Annotated in this window: 13 protein-coding genes; 10 read left to right on the forward strand and 3 right to left on the reverse strand. The window is 32.9% G+C overall.

Annotated features, from left to right (window positions below; genetic code table 11):
* Nucleotides 1-96 precede the first annotated feature (96 nt).
* Entirely contained in the window at nt 97-1,152 is a 1,056-nt protein-coding gene (locus A0O34_RS12740; RefSeq protein ID WP_066759689.1) for a Gfo/Idh/MocA family oxidoreductase, read from the forward strand.
* A gap of 154 nt (nt 1,153-1,306) precedes the next feature.
* Here A0O34_RS12740 and A0O34_RS12745 read toward each other — a convergent pair whose 3' ends face one another.
* On the reverse strand, nt 1,307-3,199 hold the full coding sequence (locus tag A0O34_RS12745; protein ID WP_066755173.1) for an ABC-F family ATP-binding cassette domain-containing protein: 1,893 nt from the start codon (nt 3,197-3,199) through the stop codon (nt 1,307-1,309).
* 273 nt (nt 3,200-3,472) lie between these two features.
* Between A0O34_RS12745 and A0O34_RS12750 the strand changes: the two genes are divergently transcribed.
* The 3 genes from A0O34_RS12750 (at nt 3,473) to A0O34_RS22105 (ending at nt 7,255) form a co-directional block, all read left to right on the forward strand.
* Complete coding sequence (locus tag A0O34_RS12750) at nt 3,473-3,991, forward strand: DUF1761 domain-containing protein (RefSeq protein WP_335617670.1); 519 nt, start codon at nt 3,473-3,475, stop codon at nt 3,989-3,991.
* A 303-nt stretch (nt 3,992-4,294) separates the two neighbouring features.
* The gene (locus A0O34_RS12755) at nt 4,295-5,425 is read left to right on the forward strand and encodes a GNAT family N-acetyltransferase (RefSeq protein WP_066755175.1); all 1,131 of its coding nucleotides are present in this window, start codon (nt 4,295-4,297) and stop codon (nt 5,423-5,425) included.
* Nucleotides 5,426-5,608: 183 nt separating this feature from the next.
* Complete coding sequence (locus A0O34_RS22105) at nt 5,609-7,255, forward strand: alpha/beta fold hydrolase (RefSeq protein WP_082891157.1); 1,647 nt, start codon at nt 5,609-5,611, stop codon at nt 7,253-7,255.
* A gap of 1 nt (nt 7,256) precedes the next feature.
* Here the strand turns inward: A0O34_RS22105 and A0O34_RS12765 are convergent, their stop codons facing one another.
* Nucleotides 7,257-8,120: a glycoside hydrolase family 25 protein gene (locus tag A0O34_RS12765; RefSeq protein WP_066755177.1), complete on the reverse strand. Its 864-nt coding sequence runs from the start codon at nt 8,118-8,120 to the stop codon at nt 7,257-7,259.
* Nucleotides 8,121-8,185: 65 nt separating this feature from the next.
* On the opposite strand from A0O34_RS12765, the gene A0O34_RS12770 reads away from it, so the two are divergent.
* The 5 genes from A0O34_RS12770 to deoC all read left to right on the forward strand — a co-directional run bounded on the left by A0O34_RS12770 (nt 8,186) and on the right by deoC (nt 12,685).
* A complete protein-coding gene (locus A0O34_RS12770) occupies nt 8,186-9,448 on the forward strand; it encodes an NAD(P)/FAD-dependent oxidoreductase (protein WP_066755181.1) in 1,263 nt (420 codons plus the stop codon).
* Nucleotides 9,445-10,122: a tRNA (guanosine(37)-N1)-methyltransferase TrmD gene (gene trmD, locus A0O34_RS12775; RefSeq protein WP_066755182.1), complete on the forward strand. Its 678-nt coding sequence runs from the start codon at nt 9,445-9,447 to the stop codon at nt 10,120-10,122. The genes A0O34_RS12770 and trmD overlap by 4 nt, the downstream gene beginning before the upstream one ends.
* Before the next feature lie 373 nt (nt 10,123-10,495).
* Nucleotides 10,496-11,425: an endonuclease/exonuclease/phosphatase family protein gene (locus A0O34_RS12780; RefSeq protein ID WP_066755184.1), complete on the forward strand. Its 930-nt coding sequence runs from the start codon at nt 10,496-10,498 to the stop codon at nt 11,423-11,425.
* Nucleotides 11,426-11,464: 39 nt separating this feature from the next.
* Nucleotides 11,465-11,935 carry an Lrp/AsnC family transcriptional regulator gene (locus A0O34_RS12785; protein ID WP_066755185.1) on the forward strand — a complete coding sequence of 157 codons (471 nt, stop codon included), beginning with the start codon at nt 11,465-11,467 and terminating at the stop codon, nt 11,933-11,935.
* Between the two features lie 3 nt (nt 11,936-11,938).
* Complete coding sequence (gene deoC / locus A0O34_RS12790; protein ID WP_066755186.1) at nt 11,939-12,685, forward strand: deoxyribose-phosphate aldolase; 747 nt, start codon at nt 11,939-11,941, stop codon at nt 12,683-12,685.
* 56 nt (nt 12,686-12,741) lie between these two features.
* Here deoC and dusB read toward each other — a convergent pair whose 3' ends face one another.
* Nucleotides 12,742-13,737, reverse strand: coding sequence for a tRNA dihydrouridine synthase DusB (gene dusB, locus A0O34_RS12795; RefSeq protein WP_066755187.1), 996 nt, complete (start codon nt 13,735-13,737; stop codon nt 12,742-12,744).
* Nucleotides 13,738-13,937: 200 nt separating this feature from the next.
* On the opposite strand from dusB, the gene A0O34_RS12800 reads away from it, so the two are divergent.
* On the forward strand, nt 13,938-15,902 hold the full coding sequence (locus tag A0O34_RS12800) for a T9SS type A sorting domain-containing protein (protein ID WP_066755188.1): 1,965 nt from the start codon (nt 13,938-13,940) through the stop codon (nt 15,900-15,902).
* The last annotated feature ends 65 nt before the right edge of the window (nt 15,903-15,967 follow it).

Genomic DNA, 15,967 nt, shown 5'->3' on the forward strand with positions numbered 1-15,967 from the left:
TTGTCATGTTTTAGTTGAGTCATGAATTATTTCGATGAATATTGTAGACTATTTATAGGGAATTTAATTATGAATATATTTGTTAAAAATAAAATTATGCAATTGGTAAAAGTTGGACTTTGTGCTTTTGGAATGAGTGGAAAAATTTTTCATGCACCATTTTTAAAAGAACATCCAGGATTTTTTATGTCGGCTGTTGTGGAAAGAAGCAAAGAAGAGTCAAAAGAAAAATATCCTGACGCGACAATCTATAAATCGGTAGAAGAAATGTTGGCTCATGCTGATATTGAATTAGTTGTAGTCAATACTCCGGTTCAGACTCATTTTGAATATGTTAAAATGTCTCTCGAAGCTGGAAAAAATGTAATTGTTGAAAAACCTTTCACCGTAAATGTTGCTGAAGCCGAAGAATTGGTAAAATTAGCCGAAGAAAAAGGATTATTTCTAAGTGTTTATCAAAACAGAAGATTTGACCGCGATTTTCTTCAGGTTCAAAAAATAATGAGTGAAGGAAAATTAGGTGAAATCAAAGAAACTGAAATTCGTTTTGACCGTTTCCGTACAACTGCGAGTGGAAAAGCGCATAAAGAAGATCCTCAGGCAACTGGTTCTGGCTCTCTTCATGACTTAGGATCGCATTTGGTAGATCAGGCAGTACAGTATTTTGGATTTCCGGAAAAACTTTTTGCTGATGTATTTTCAATGAAAGGGGAAGAGTTTGCCAATGATTATTTCGAGATTCTTCTTTATTATAAAAATGACTTAAGAGTAAGATTGAAATCCTCTGTTTTCAGTAAAGAAGCTCATTATGCATATGTGATTCACGGTGAAAAAGGAAGCTTCCTACAAGAAAGAACAGATAATCAGGAAAATGAATTGGTTGCAGGATCAATTCCTGTTTACGGTAAAGACTGGACGATTCCTTTAAAAGAAACTGATGGGATTTTAAATGTTTTAAATGAAAATTCAGAAACAGAAAGAACACTTACTTCAAGCGAACCCGGGAATTACATGAATTATTACCAAAATATCTACGAACACATTGTTTTTGGATATTATTTACCATCGCCGGCAGGAGAAATTATTCAGAATATGAAAATTATCGATGCCGCTTGGGATAGCTCGAAACAGGGTAAAGTAGTTGAATTGTAAGAGAGTTTTTAAGTTGGAGTGTTTTAGAGTTTTAGGGTTGGAGAGTTTAATGTGTTACATTTAAGTTTTAAAAACTTGATGCAAATGACAAAAATCATCAACATTCCCGCTCTAAAACTCTCCAACCCTAAAACCCTCTCACTCTAAAACTCAATTATATCTCCTGAAGCTCCAACCATCTCATTTCATGGTTTTCCAATTTCTCAGAAATTGCTTCTAATTCTGCAGAAAGTTTAGCGATTTTATCATATTCACTTTCATTATTAAGTTGCTCAAGAATCTTTGCGCGTTGCTCTTCCAATTGAGGAATTTCCTTGTCAATAGTTTCCAATTCTCTTTGTTCCTTAAAAGAAAGTTTTCTTTTTGGAGCCTGTGATTGTGGTGTTGGAACTGGAGCAGGAGCAGAAACAGGAGCTTCAATTTTTTTCTCAACAACAACTTTAGGACTTTTTTCTTCTAATTTTAAATTTTCTCTGTATTCTGAGAAGTTTCCGATAAAATCTCTGATTTTTCCTTCTCCTTCAAATGCTAAAATATGGTCAACAATTCTGTCCATAAAATACCTGTCGTGAGAAACAATAATTAAACTTCCTTGGAAATTCAATAGGAAATTTTCCAATACAGTCAATGTTGGAAGATCAAGGTCATTCGTAGGTTCATCAAATATCAAAAAGTTTGGATTCTGATATAAAATATACATCAAGTGCAATCTTCTTTTTTCACCTCCCGAAAGTTTTGAGATTGGCGAATATTGGGTTTGATCGTCAAATAAAAATAACCTCAAAAATTGTGATGCAGAGATCGTTCTTCCGTTGGCTAAAGGAAAGTTTTCAGAAATTTCTTTGATGAAATCAATAACTCTTTCGTCTTCTTTATATTTAAGTCCTTTTTGCGAAAAGTAACCGAATTTGATTGTTTCTCCGGTTTCAATTTCTCCGGAATCTCTAGGTTCAAGTCCTTGGATGATATTTAATAAGGTAGATTTCCCGGCACCATTTTTTCCTACAATTCCTACTTTTTCACCTCTTTGAAACTGATAACTGAAATCTTTTAGTAATAATTTATCACCATAACTTTTAGAAATATCTCTAAGTTCTAAGATTTTATTTCCAAGCCTTTTCATTTCGAAATCAAGCTCCAGAGATTCTTTTCTTGTGTCGGTTTTAGCTATTTTCTCAGTTTCGTAAAAGTCATCCTGTCTGGATTTGGACTTTGTAGTTCTCGCTTTAGGTTGTCTTCTCATCCACTCCAATTCTTTTCTGTAAAGATTGTTGGCTTTGTCGATGGTAGAATTCATATTATCCTCACGAATCATTTTGTTTTCAAGATAAGTTGCATAAGAACCATTGTGGAAATACAGATTTTTATCTTCCATTTCCCAGATAATTCCACAAACAGCATCTAAGAAATACCTGTCGTGAGTTACCAGTATTAAAGTGATTTTAGCTTTACTCAAATAACTTTCCAGCCATTCTACCATTTCCACATCAAGGTGGTTGGTGGGCTCATCCATGATAAGTAAAGTGTGACGGTGCTCAGCTCTGGTTTCAGTCAATAATTTTGCCAATGCAACACGTTTGATCTGACCTCCGGAAAGAGTTCCCATTTTCGCATCCAGCTCTGTGATCTTCAACTGAGACAGGATTTGCGCCATATCATTTTCCAGATCCCAGGCTTTATGAATTTCCATTTCGGCTAAAGCTTTTTCAATGAAATCATAATCTGTGGAAAGTAGCGATTTATGGTAATTTTTCAATGCCTGAATTGGCGCTGAATCAAGCGTCATCATAAATTCGTCGATCGTTAAGTCAGAATCAAAATCAATTTCCTGATCAAACAAAACAACCTGAATATCTTTATTAATAACTACAGTTCCGCTGTCTGCAATTTCTTTGCCCATCAAAATTTTAAGAAGGGTAGACTTTCCGCTCCCATTTTTGGCAACAATGGCAATTTTGTCTCCTTCATTTACATGGAAAGAGATATTTTCGAACAAAACTTTGATGCCATAAGATTTGGTAAGGTTTTCGACAGAAACGTAATTCATTGGAATTTAATGGTTTGATTTAAGAATTCAATTGAGCGGCAAAAATACGAAAATGTAAACACTTAAAACTTATTAATACTATTATATAAAGATCTTTTAAAATAGAAATCGTTTTTCATAATTAGCATAAAAACGTAGGTTGATATTGGTTTTTTAATTGAGTTTATTCTGTTTTGGTTTTAATTATTAGTTAAAATGAATTATAATTTATGTAAAGTGTATTTTATATTAATTTTTAATGTAGATTTGATATACAAATTAAAATACAAAAATATGATGCAAATTAACTTTCTGGCTATTGCGGTAGCCGCATTAGTACCCCTTATTATGGGATTTATCTGGTACCATCCAAAAATTTTCGGAACCGTTTGGATGCAGGAAGTGGGATTAACTGAAGAGAAAATGAAAGGATCAAACATGGGATTTGTCTTTGTTTTCGCATTTATCCTCTCTTTTTTAATTGCTTTTTTCTTACAAATGATCACTATTCATCAATTCGGAGCTTTAGGAATGATTGGTGGAGATGAAACGAACGCAAAACCTTCATTTTTTGCCTTCATGAAAGACTACGGAACAGCTTATCGTTCTTTTGGTCACGGTGCTTTGCATTGTTTTATGGCTGGGGTTTTATTTGTATTTCCACTTACGGCAATCAATGCCATGTTTGAAAGGAAATCTTGGAAATATACCTTCATTAATACAGCATATTGGACAATAACTATCACAATTATGGGCGGAATTGTCTGCGGTTGGTATTCTCCGGAAGGTTTTAATTGGGTTACACAAAAATAAAATTCTAACGATCGAAATTATAAGGCTACATTTGTGGCCTTTTTTATGTTATATAATTCTCTGTGCAGTTGAATACTTTGTTTTTTAAATATAAGTCAAACATCCATGTTCAGGTTAATCTAGTATATTCTAATAGTAGCTTTTATTTTGCTTTTACTTATTGCAAGCATAAACAAAGATAGATTGAAAAATAAATCATTTAATTAAAGAAAAAACAAAGCTCATTCGTTTATGTAAGTAAAACGAAAATAAAAACTATGGATTATCAATTATTTAAAATTTTATTTCCAAAATACACAACGGGTGCCATATAATTTAAAAATATATAATAGTGTTTCGGAACTGCCTTTACAGTGGAAAGCTGTAATTGGAAATCACAACATCATGCTTTCTAAGGAATATTTCCATGTTTTGGAATCGTCTAAACCGGATAACATGCAATGTTATTATGTAGGTTTTTTCATTGATAATGAATTGATTGGCGGTGCTTTATTTCAATATTTAAATTTTAAAAATCATGCCACTTTTCAGAAAAATGAAGTTTGGTGCAATATCAGAAATTTCTTTGGGAGAAAATTCAGCAAAGATGTTATGATCTTGGGAAACAATATGTTGACAGGGCAAAACGGATTTTATTTTGATGCTTCTAAAATTACTTTAGAACAAGTTATTCCGCTTTTGGATAAGGCGGTTCAGAAAATGCAGAAAGAAATCAGAAAAACATCTTTGATTATTTATAAAGATTATCAGTCCAATTTTGTGAAGTATTTTCAAGATAAAAATCATCAATCCTATTTCAGATTCTCTGTTCAACCGAATATGATGTTGAAAATAAAAGAAAGTTGGACTGTTTTTGAAGATTATTTAAATGATTTCTCTAAAAAATACAGAACTCGAGCCCGCTCTGCCAGAAAGAAATTTGATGGAATTGAAAAGTGCGAAATGAATTTTGATGATATAAAAAAACATCAAAAAGAAATGAATGTTCTCTATCAAAATGTGGCAGAAAATGCGCCTTTCAATACCTTTTTTCTTGCTGAAAATCATTTTGAAAGTATGAAGGAAAATTTAAATCAAAATTTTAAAATCTTTGGATATTTTTTAGATCAAAAATTAATCGGATTTTACACTTTAATTCTCAATAACGAAGATATTGATACCTATTTTTTAGGCTATGATAAAGAACTTCAAAAAGAAAAGCAATTGTATCTGAATATGCTTTTAGACATGGTGGAATTTTCAATTAATAACAAGTTTAAAAGAATAATTTTCGGAAGAACAGCCTTGGAAATAAAATCAACTATAGGCGCAGAACCGATTGAAATTTTCGGGTTGATAAAACATAATAATATTCTCATAAATCAGTTCATGGGAAAAATATTTTCATCACTTAACCCAAAAGCTGAATGGATTCAGAGAAGACCTTTTAAATAATAATTATTTCAATTAATTTATTTTTAGCAGAATCATCTGTGTAATTTGTGGTTTAAATATAAAATTAGAATCATATTTGAGTGATTTTTTTTATAAAACATTTAACAAGATAGGTGTTAAATTTAATAACCTGTTGGGAGCTATTAATGAAATAAATGAACATTTTTGTGTCAAACTTTTACCATGAAAAAACTCAATATTTTATTTCTTATATTTTTTACTTTTTACATCAACGCACAGGTTGTTTCCGGAACAGTTTTCTCCAAAGAAGAAAATAAACCGATTCCATATGTAAAGATCGGTGTTGAAAAAGAAAAAATTGGTGTTATTTCAGATGAAAAAGGAAATTTTTCAATCGATCTTTCCGGAATTGATGTAACTCATAAAGTAAGAATAGAAGTTCCAGGCTACGAAAATTATTCAGAATCTGTTCAAAATTTTTCAAAACAAAATTCTCAGAAAGTTTTTCTAAATGAGAAAGTGAAAAATATTCAGGAAGTAAAACTTGTACCTAAGAAGTTAGTTGATAAAAACTGGGGCGTGAATACTAAGACAAAACATGTGATGTACTCAGTAAATCCACAATTTCGAAAAGAAGATTTCTTAGGAGAAACTGCCTTGGAATTTAATGCCAGCAAAAGATCTAAGATTAAAAATATCAACTTAAATATTGCAAGTTATAAATCAGATAAACCTGTTTTAATGCGTTACAGTATTTACAGCGAGAAAAACGGTTTTCCGGATAAGAATATTTTAGAGGAAGAAATTACGGTTCAATTAACAGAAGATATGATAAAAGACGGAGTTTTTTCGTTAGATGTTAATCATTATAATATTTGGGTTCAGGGAAAATTTTTCATTGGAATTCAATTTTTAAAGGAATTTGAAGGTAAAATAAATATCAGTGCGGCATTATTTCGAACAGGCTTTTTAAGAAAATTCTACGGAGATTGGGAGAAGATAACTTTGGCAGCTCCCGCAATAAATATTGATGTAAAAGTTGATAAAAATGGAAAGAATGTAAAAGATGAAACGGTTGCTTCTGATGAAAATCTTACAGACCTTATTCCTGATTTAAGCAAATATAATATGGAAAAAGAAAATTCTATTTACGGTAAAAATTCTTCTGTAGGAAAGGTTTTAAAGCTGAAAAATACAGATCTGTATTATGAAATATATGGTGAAGGTGAGCCTTTGATTTTACTTCATGGTAACAGTGGAAGTATTCAAGAATTTTATCAACAGATTCCCGAACTTTCTAAATATTATAAAGTAATAGCTATCGATACGAGAGGTCAGGGGAAAAGTACAGATTCATCAAAAACCGATTTTACCTATAAAATTTTCGCGGATGATGTAAAAGCTTTGGTTGATGAATTGGGCTTAAAAAAAGTAAATATCGTCGGATGGAGTGATGGCGGAAATACCGGTCTTGAGTTTGCTTTGAAATATCCAGATCATCTGAAAAAACTTGTAACAATCGGAGCTAATGTTTTCCCAGAAGGGGTAGATTCGCGACTTTTAAATAATATGAAAACTCAGCTTCAGGTTTTTCAGGCTGAAAATGATCCTGCCAAATTCAATGAAATACGTTTGCTGAAAATTATGCTGAAAGAACCGAATATCACGAAAAATTCTTTAAATAAAATTCAAAATTCTGTTTTTATAATTGCCGGAGAAAATGATGTAATCAAAAAAGAACATACGGAATTTATAGCGAAACAACTTCCAAATTCTGAGCTTAAAATCTATAAAAATGCGACACATTTTATTCCTTTAGAAAATCCGGAAGAATTGAATGCAGATATTTTAGAATTTCTGAGAAAATAATTTAATCTATCGTCAATCTTTTCAAAGACCACAAGCTGCCATTATAAATATCCAAATCTACCTTGGTATTGATTCCGTGAACGATTCCGCTTTCTGTAAACTGCCAGAAATCCCAATTGCCTTCTGGAGATGGAGTAGGAACATCATTGTAATTGGCCAGCCAAAGCGGATAATCATCAAATTCACCTTTTAAAAAATCTTTATAATAATGATAATAGGTGTAAATAATCGGCTTTTCGCCGTAAGTTTCCTCGATGATTTTACACCAAACTTTTAAATCTTCAATTAATTTTTTGTTGGTTTTTCGCTTCGGAATTTTCTCAATATCCAAAATTGGGGGAAGATCTCCGCTTTCTAATTTTACATTAGCCAAGAAATTATTCGCTTGAATTACAGGATCTTCATCAGCTCTGTAAAAATGATAAGCGCCACGAATTAATTCATTTTTCTTCGCCTGCTGCCAAAATTCTTCAAAATGTTTGTCGGCATTTCGGTTGCCCATTGTAGCTCTCATCACTACAAATTCCAGCGGAATGGTTTTATTTCCGATACTCAGGCTGTCCCATTTTATATCTTCTCGGTTTTGATAATGAGAAATATCAAATCCGTACGTTTTATCAAGATTATTGCTAAGAATTTTTTGAATTCTTAATGTTTCCTTTTCGTTATTATGGAGTTTTTTATGACTGAATTTATTAAAATATAAAGCGTAATAATAGCTTATCGATTGTTTTAAATACAATCCCGTTCCCAATAAAGCAACAAATAAAATGGCCAAGACAATTTTGCGACGGAAAAAATAATTTTTTCGCCTGTTGTCATGAATCTTTTTGGCAGTTTTTTTGGTGTACTTTTTTTGTGTCATAAAGTTTTGCAAAACTAACTTTTTAACGACTAAAATGCTAAATAAAATCAGTAAATTTGTATAATATGGAAACACGCGAAAAGATCATCATTATAGGAGGAGGATTTGCGGGATTACAACTTGCAAAAACGTTGAATAACAAGAATAAAAAGGTAATTGTTCTGGATAGAGTTAATCATCATATGTTTCAGCCGCTCTTCTATCAGGTAGCGTGTGGAAGGATAGAACCTTCCAATATTTCTTTCCCGTTCCGGAAAATTTTTCAGCAGTCAAGGAATACGCAGTTTCGTTTAACGGAAGTTCGGGAAATTGATGCTGCCAATAATAAAGTGATCACCGATGAAGCTGAATTCACCTATGATAAGTTAATCATCGCGACAGGTTGTAAAACTAATTTTTTCGGTAATAAAGATCTTGCGGGAAGAGCTTTCGGAATGAAAAATACTCAGGAAGCAATCGGAATCAGAAATCATGTTTTGATGACCTTCGAAAAGCTAATTATCGAAAAAAGTCGAAGCGACGACGGAAACTGGAATATCGTTATCGTAGGAAGTGGACCGACCGGAGTAGAATTAGCCGGAGCTTTCGCCGAAATGAAGAAAGAAATTCTGCCAAGAGATTATCCTTACATGAATTTTGATAATCTTAAAATCATTTTAATAAGTTCTACAGAAAAACCGCTTGCCGTAATGAGTCCGGAAGCTCAGTCTCAGTCTGAAAAGTATTTGAAAGATCTTGGAGTAACTTTCATGAGCGAAGAATATGTTACTGATTATGATGGTGATAAAGTTCATATGAAAAGCGGAAAAACTATTCCGTCAAACAACGTGATCTGGGCGGCAGGAGTTACCGGAAATGTTGTAGACGGTTTTCCGGAAGATAAATTAAACAGAAACAGATATATTGTAGATCGTTTTAATAAAATAAAAGGATACGATAATATTTATGCAATAGGAGATATTTCCTACATGGAAACTCCAAAATATCCACAAGGGCATCCTCAGGTTGCGAATGTGGCCATTAATCAAGCAAAAAATTTAGGTAAAAATTTCTTGAAGAAAAACTTCGGTGAATGGCAGGAATATGAATACAAGGATCAGGGATCTTTAGCAACCATCGGAAAACACAGGGCAGTTGTAGATTTACCATTTATAAAATTCCAGGGCTTTTTTGCGTGGTATTTTTGGATGTTTTTACATTTAATGTTGATTTTGAGTGTAAGAAATAAACTTGCCGTGTTCTTCAACTGGATGTGGAGCTACTTTAATAAAGATTCATCTTTAAGACTAATTATTTTACCGAATAAGAAAAACGAAACATTACAATGAGAATTGATATCATAAGCGTACTTCCCGAGTTGATGGAAAGTCCTTTTCAGACTTCTATTTTGAAAAGAGCAGTGGATAAAGGGTTGGTAGAAGTACATTTTCACCAATTGAGAAATTGGTCAATTAATAAGCACAGACAGATTGATGACGAGCCTTATGGAGGTGGTGCAGGAATGGTGATGATGATTGAGCCGTTGGATAAGTGTATCTCGGAACTTAAATCTCAGAGAGAATACGATGAAGTTATTTATCTGACGCCAGATGGAGTTACTTTAACTCAAAAAATATCCAATACGCTTTCTATTAAAAACAATCTGATCTTTTTGTGCGGACATTATAAAGGTATAGACCAAAGAGTGAGAGATCTTCATATTACAAAAGAAATTTCAATCGGAGATTATGTTCTTACGGGTGGTGAATTGGCTGCGTGCGTACTTGCGGACTCAATTATCCGTTTGGTTCCCGGAGTTTTGAATGACGAGCAGAGCGCTTTGACAGATAGTTTCCAGGATGATCTTTTGTCTCCGCCAATCTATACAAGACCTGAAAGTTATAAAGGTTTAGATGTTCCTAAAATTTTATTAAGTGGTAATTTTGCTAAGATTGAAGAATGGCGTCACGACGAGGCGATGAGGATTACTAAAGAAAAACGTCCTGATTTACTCTCGAAATAGTTACTTAAATTCGTTAATCAGAAACATTTTTTTCACTTTTAGAATAATTAATTCGAAAAATGGAATAATAATTGCAATAACTGCGATTAAGATTTAAATATGGTTGTATAATCCTATTTATAATAGATTATTATTCTAAATATTTTAAATTTTATATGCTGTTTTAGTTTTGTTTTATATAGTAAAACTTAAAAAAGATTAAAAATTTTAATTATATATTCGTATTCAGTTATTTTTATTATTAAATTATGGTTGTTTTAAGTATGAAATTAATGTAAATATATTGTAAATAAATTAACCATATTTGAAAAAAAATAATAAATTTACATATTGAAACTAAAGTATAAAAAATAAAGAATAGAAATGCGAGGCGATGGAGTTGTTCAGTTTTTACAATGTTGAAAATTTATTTTTACCCGATCCCACACCAATTCATAAATTGGATCCTACAAAATCAGGATTAAGAGGTTGGGACGACAAAAGATACAGGAACAAGCTTTTTAAAATTGCGCATGTATTTCAATTGATGAAGGAGGAAAATTGGGTATTACCATTTATGATAGGTTTGTCTGAGATTTCCGGAAGGAAAGTATTGGAAGATCTTGTAGAATTGGAACCCTTTAATTCAGAATATGGCATCATTCACTACAATTCTATGGATGAGAGAAATGTAGATGTTGCCTTATTATATGATAAAAATAAAGTAGAAGTAATAGAGTCAGAAACCATTACTTTCTTCTTTGAAATTATAGATAAAAACACAGAAAACTACGACACAACAAGAGATGTATTGTATTCTAAAGTGAAATATAAAGGAGAGATTATTAATGTCTTTATCGCGCACCTTCCCTCAAAGCGAGAAAAAGATATTAATAAACCAAAAAGAGCTTTTATATTGAACGAGGTTCGGGGGCGGATCTTGAATATAATAAATGAAAAGGAGCATGTAATCTTGTGTGGTGATTTTAACGAAAACCCAGATGATGAAAATTTAGTAAAAATTCTCTATGACAACGCCAGCGAAAAGGTATTAGAAAATCCTTTCCAGCAGTTGTTTTCCACAAGAAATTATTCTACTTTTCATTATAAATCCGGATTGCTGTTTGATCAGATTATATTATCAAAATCATTATTTGATAATGTAGGTTTATCATTTCAGGAGGCTGAAGTGTTCAACTCTGAGAAAATACGCAGTAGGAACAGGAATTTTGAAGAAAGACCCTTTCGAACTTATGCCGGTACACGGTATTTGGGTGGGTATAGCGATCATTTTCCGGTTTTTGTAAAATTTAGCGATTTATAACACAATGTAAAAACATAAATAATAAAAAAAGTAGAAAAAATGAAAAATTCAACAAACGCAAACTACCATTTAGATTCAATCGACAAAGAGATCATCTATATGTTGATGGATAATGCTAAAACTTCTTTAGCTCACATTTCGAAAAATGTAGGAATTTCAACAACCGCTGTACACCAGAGAATTAAGAAGCTGGAGCATGCAGGAGTTATTGAAAATTCAATCTCTTTTCTGAATCCTAAAAAGATCGGATATAAAGTAATTTCTTATATCGGTGTATTTTTAGATCAGCCAAGTCATTACCCTGAAGTTGTGAAGGCTTTAAAAGAAATCAATGAAGTAGTAGAAGCGCATTACACCACAGGAAATTACACGATTTTCTTGAAAGTTCTTTGTAAGGATAATGATCATTTGATGATGATTCTTAGCAAACTTCAGAAGTTAAAAGGAGTGACAAGAACAGAAACTTTCATATCTTTGGAGCAAGGTATTTACAGACAATTGAAAGTATAACAGATTATGAATATTGCTCAATATTTGGATTCAACATATTTGAAAACTCCTGCGCAATCAGGGATTTCAAACGAAGAAACTTTACAGAAAGACAAAGAACTTGCTCAGGAAGCTATTGATAATGGTATTCTTGCGGTAATGATCCGTCCGGATTATGTATCTGAGATCAAAAAGTATATTCAGGAAAGGAATTCAGATGTTATTGTAGGAACTGTAATAGGTTTTCATGAAGGAACTTATTCCGTTGATGAAAAACTTGCAGAAGCCTCAAAAGCAATACAAGACGGAGCAGACGAATTAGATTTTGTTATTAATTATAATGCTTATCTGAAAGGAGATCTGGAACTGGTAAAAGAAGAATTTGTAAAGTGTACACAACTGTGTATCGAAAATCAGAAGGTTGCAAAATGGATCATTGAGATCGCAGCTTTAACGGATGAACAGATTGCAGATCTTACTAAAAAGATTTCCAATTGGGCAGAAGAAAATTTCTCTGAAAATAATCTTTCGAATATTTTCGTGAAATCTTCAACAGGCTTTTATGAAACTACCGGTGGAAAGCCTAACGGAGCAACATTTGAAGGTGTAAAAATTATGCTTGATAATGCCGGAAAACTTCCTGTAAAAGCAGCAGGAGGTGTAAGAACTCCAGAAGATGCCGAGAAAATGATCAATATGGGAGTGAAAAGAATAGGAACTTCTTCAGCATTGGGATTAATTAAAAATCAGTCTTCTTCAGAAGGATATTAAAATATTTAATTTTAAATAATAAAAGAAAACCATCAAATATTTGATGGTTTTCTTGTTTATACTTGAGCTTGATGTTCTTCGTAAAAGGCTTGAGTTTGTTTAATTACTTCATCCATTTCTTCCAAAGTATATACTTCTAAGAATTTTCTTCTGAAATCTTTAAAATGAGGAATTCCACGGAAATAATTGCTGTAATGCTGTCTCATTTCGATGAGTCCTAATTTTTCACCTTTCCATTCTGCGCTCCATTCTGCATGTTGGCGAACAGCTAATAATCTGTCGAAGATTGTAGGTTCCGGTAAATGTTCTCCGGTTTTAAAGAAATGTTTTATTTCATTAAAAATCCAAGGATAACCAATCGCTGCACGACCAATCATGATTCCGTCGCAGGCATATTTTTGTTTGTATGCTAAAGCTTTTTCGGGAGAATCAATATCACCATTTCCGAAAATTGGAATTTCAATATTCGGGTTTTGTTTGATTCTTGAGATATGTTCCCAGTCAGCTTCACCTTTGTACATTTGACCACGCGTTCTTGCGTGTATTGTTAATGCCTTAATTCCTGTTTCCTGTAAACGTTCTGCAACTTCATCTATATTGATAGAATTACTGTCCCATCCTAAACGTGTTTTCACAGTTACAGGCAGGTGAGTAGAACTTACAACAGCTTTTGTAAGACGTACCATTAAGTCAATATCTTTTAAAACCCCGGCTCCGGCGCCTTTGCAGACTACCTTTTTTACAGGACATCCGAAATTGATATCAACAAGATCAGGGTTTACAGTTTCTACAATTCTTGCAGACATTGCCATTGCTTCTTCATCTCCACCAAAGATCTGAATGCCGACAGGTCTTTCATAATCGAAAATATCTAATTTTTTTCGGCTTTTCATAGCATCACGAATTAACCCTTCAGAAGAAATAAATTCTGAATACATTAAGTCTGCACCATGCATTTTACACAAGCGTCTGTATGGAGGATCACTTACATCTTCCATTGGCGCTAACAAAAGCGGAAATTCCGGCAGTTCTATGTTGCCTATTTTTATCATGATGCAAATTTACGAAATTATAAAACATTTAGAAAAGCACTTTTACTATGTTTAAGTTGGGAATAAAATATATGTTAAAAAATCCTAATTCATTGGTTTTTATTTAGTTTAAAAGTGATTTATTTGTGTTAAATTAATTTATTTTCATTTTTGTATGAATATTTTACATATATTTATAATCCAATTCAAATTACAATACCATGAAAAAAATTCTATTTTTTATTGCTGTAAGTGCTGCTGCGATAAACTTAAATGCACAAGTAAGTTTAGCTGCAACGTCAGGCACAACGACAGGAACATATACTACATTGAAAGACGCGTTTGACGCAATTAATGCAGGAACACATCAGGGAGCAATCAATATTAGTATTACAGCAAGCACCACGGAAACTGCGATGGCAGTTTTAAATGCTAGTGGAGGGACAACAAGTTACACTTCTGTTGCTATAAAACCTGCAACGGGAACTACTCCAACTATTTCAGGAAATTTAGCAAGTTCAACACTTGTAAGAATTCTTGGAAGTAATATTACATTAGATGGAAGTAATACACCCGCAGGAACAACGCGCGATCTTACATTTACCAATACAGCTACAACAGGACCGCAGGTTATTAACTTTATAGCTACCTCTGCGGCAGCTGCAAATACGAATATTGTTGTTAAGAATTTAAATATTGTTAATGGTATCAATACTTCTTCAGCTTTTATCATGTACGATGGAAACACAACACCTACAGGAGGATATTTTAATAATGTTACTCTTCAAAATAACTCCGTAAAAAAATCTTATATAGGAATGTATCTGTTTACAGCAATAGCCGCTGGTAACGGAGCAAATACATTGGTTACAGGCAATGACTTTAGTGCGACCGGAGTAGATGCAAACCGATTGGTAGGAATATATCTGCAAGGGTTAGACGGAGCAACAGTTACCAATAATACGATTGGGAATTTTGAAACCGCAAATGCCGAAATTAAAAGAGGGGTTTGGTTTGCAACAGGAACAGTGAACTCATCAATAACTTCAAATACAATTACGAATCTTGGATACACAGGTACGGCTGCAGGAGGAGCAACAGGAATTACGGTTACATCGGGAAATACAGGGGCGTCAGCATCTGCTAATGTTATCATTAGAAGTAATAATATTAATAATTTTACTTCAAGCGGAACAGGCACTATCTTTACCGGAATTTATGTAGCAGGTACAGCTACGAATGGTGTAATTATCGATAAAAATAAAGTTAGCGCCATCAAAAATACGAATATAAATGGCTACGGCTCTCAAGGGATTTATGTAGCTTCTACAAGTGTGACTGCAAATACTTTGATCTCAAATAATATTGTAAATGGCATTTCAGGATATGGGTACGCTTCAGGTGGTGGAGTAAACGATAACGGGAACGGAATTGTAGTCGGCGCAGGTGGAGGCTACAAAATATATTACAATACTGTTGTGATGGATGTGAGCCAGATTGTAGCAGGAAGGTCTTCTGCATTCAATGCTTTGTCTACTGTTACTGCTGCAGGAGCAATAGATTTAAGAAACAATATTTTTGTAAACAGCCAAACACAGACAGGCGACAGATATACAGTTTATTCAGGTTCTGCGAATACAATTTTCTCTAATATTAATAATAATGATTATTTTTCTTCAGGTACGAATCTTGGATTTATAGGTTCTGCAAGAGCTGCTTTATCAGATATCCAAACAGGTTTCGGAGGAAACGTGAATTCTCTTAATATTCTTCCTGCATTTGTTTCTGCTACAGATTTTCATTTAGCTTCATCGGGTAATTCTACTCTTGATAATAAAGCAACACCGGTTCCGGAAGTTACAGTAGACGCTGACGGTAATGCCAGAAATGCAACGACACCGGATCTTGGAGGTTATGAGTTTACTACAACTGTTTTAGCAGTACAGGATGTTGCTAAGAAGAAACTTAATTATTATCCAAACCCTGTGGTTGATTTTATCTCCATTAATGATGTGAATAAAATCAAAAATGTAGAAGTGTACAATACGGTTGGACAAAGAGTGATTGTTGAGAATGTAAATTCAGATAAAGCATTAATAGATATGAGAAAAGTACCTGCTGGAACTTATATCTTGAAAGTTAATTCTGAAAAAGAATCACAATCAATAAAAGTTATAAAAAGATAAAACCAAATAGAATTAAAATTATGACCCGGCTTTTAGTCGGGTTTTTTGTTTTTTTGAAGTGATTA

Source organism: Chryseobacterium glaciei (assembly GCF_001648155.1).
In the GTDB taxonomy this organism is placed as follows: Bacteria; Bacteroidota; Bacteroidia; order Flavobacteriales; family Weeksellaceae; genus Chryseobacterium; species Chryseobacterium glaciei.

Bases quoted from the DNA above. Each gene is read 5' to 3' on its own strand.
- A0O34_RS12740 (WP_066759689.1), top strand. From the start codon at position 97: ATGCAATTGGTAAAAGTTGGACTTTGTGCTTTTGGAATGAGTGGAAAA.
- A0O34_RS12745 (WP_066755173.1), bottom strand. From the start codon at position 3,199: ATGAATTACGTTTCTGTCGAAAACCTTACCAAATCTTATGGCATCAAA.
- A0O34_RS12750 (WP_335617670.1), top strand. From the start codon at position 3,473: ATGATGCAAATTAACTTTCTGGCTATTGCGGTAGCCGCATTAGTACCC.
- A0O34_RS22105 (WP_082891157.1), top strand. From the start codon at position 5,609: ATGAAAAAACTCAATATTTTATTTCTTATATTTTTTACTTTTTACATC.
- A0O34_RS12765 (WP_066755177.1), bottom strand. From the start codon at position 8,120: ATGACACAAAAAAAGTACACCAAAAAAACTGCCAAAAAGATTCATGAC.
- A0O34_RS12770 (WP_066755181.1), top strand. From the start codon at position 8,186: ATGGAAACACGCGAAAAGATCATCATTATAGGAGGAGGATTTGCGGGA.
- trmD (WP_066755182.1), top strand. From the start codon at position 9,445: ATGAGAATTGATATCATAAGCGTACTTCCCGAGTTGATGGAAAGTCCT.
- A0O34_RS12780 (WP_066755184.1), top strand. From the start codon at position 10,496: ATGGAGTTGTTCAGTTTTTACAATGTTGAAAATTTATTTTTACCCGAT.
- A0O34_RS12785 (WP_066755185.1), top strand. From the start codon at position 11,465: ATGAAAAATTCAACAAACGCAAACTACCATTTAGATTCAATCGACAAA.
- dusB (WP_066755187.1), bottom strand. From the start codon at position 13,737: ATGATAAAAATAGGCAACATAGAACTGCCGGAATTTCCGCTTTTGTTA.
- A0O34_RS12800 (WP_066755188.1), top strand. From the start codon at position 13,938: ATGAAAAAAATTCTATTTTTTATTGCTGTAAGTGCTGCTGCGATAAAC.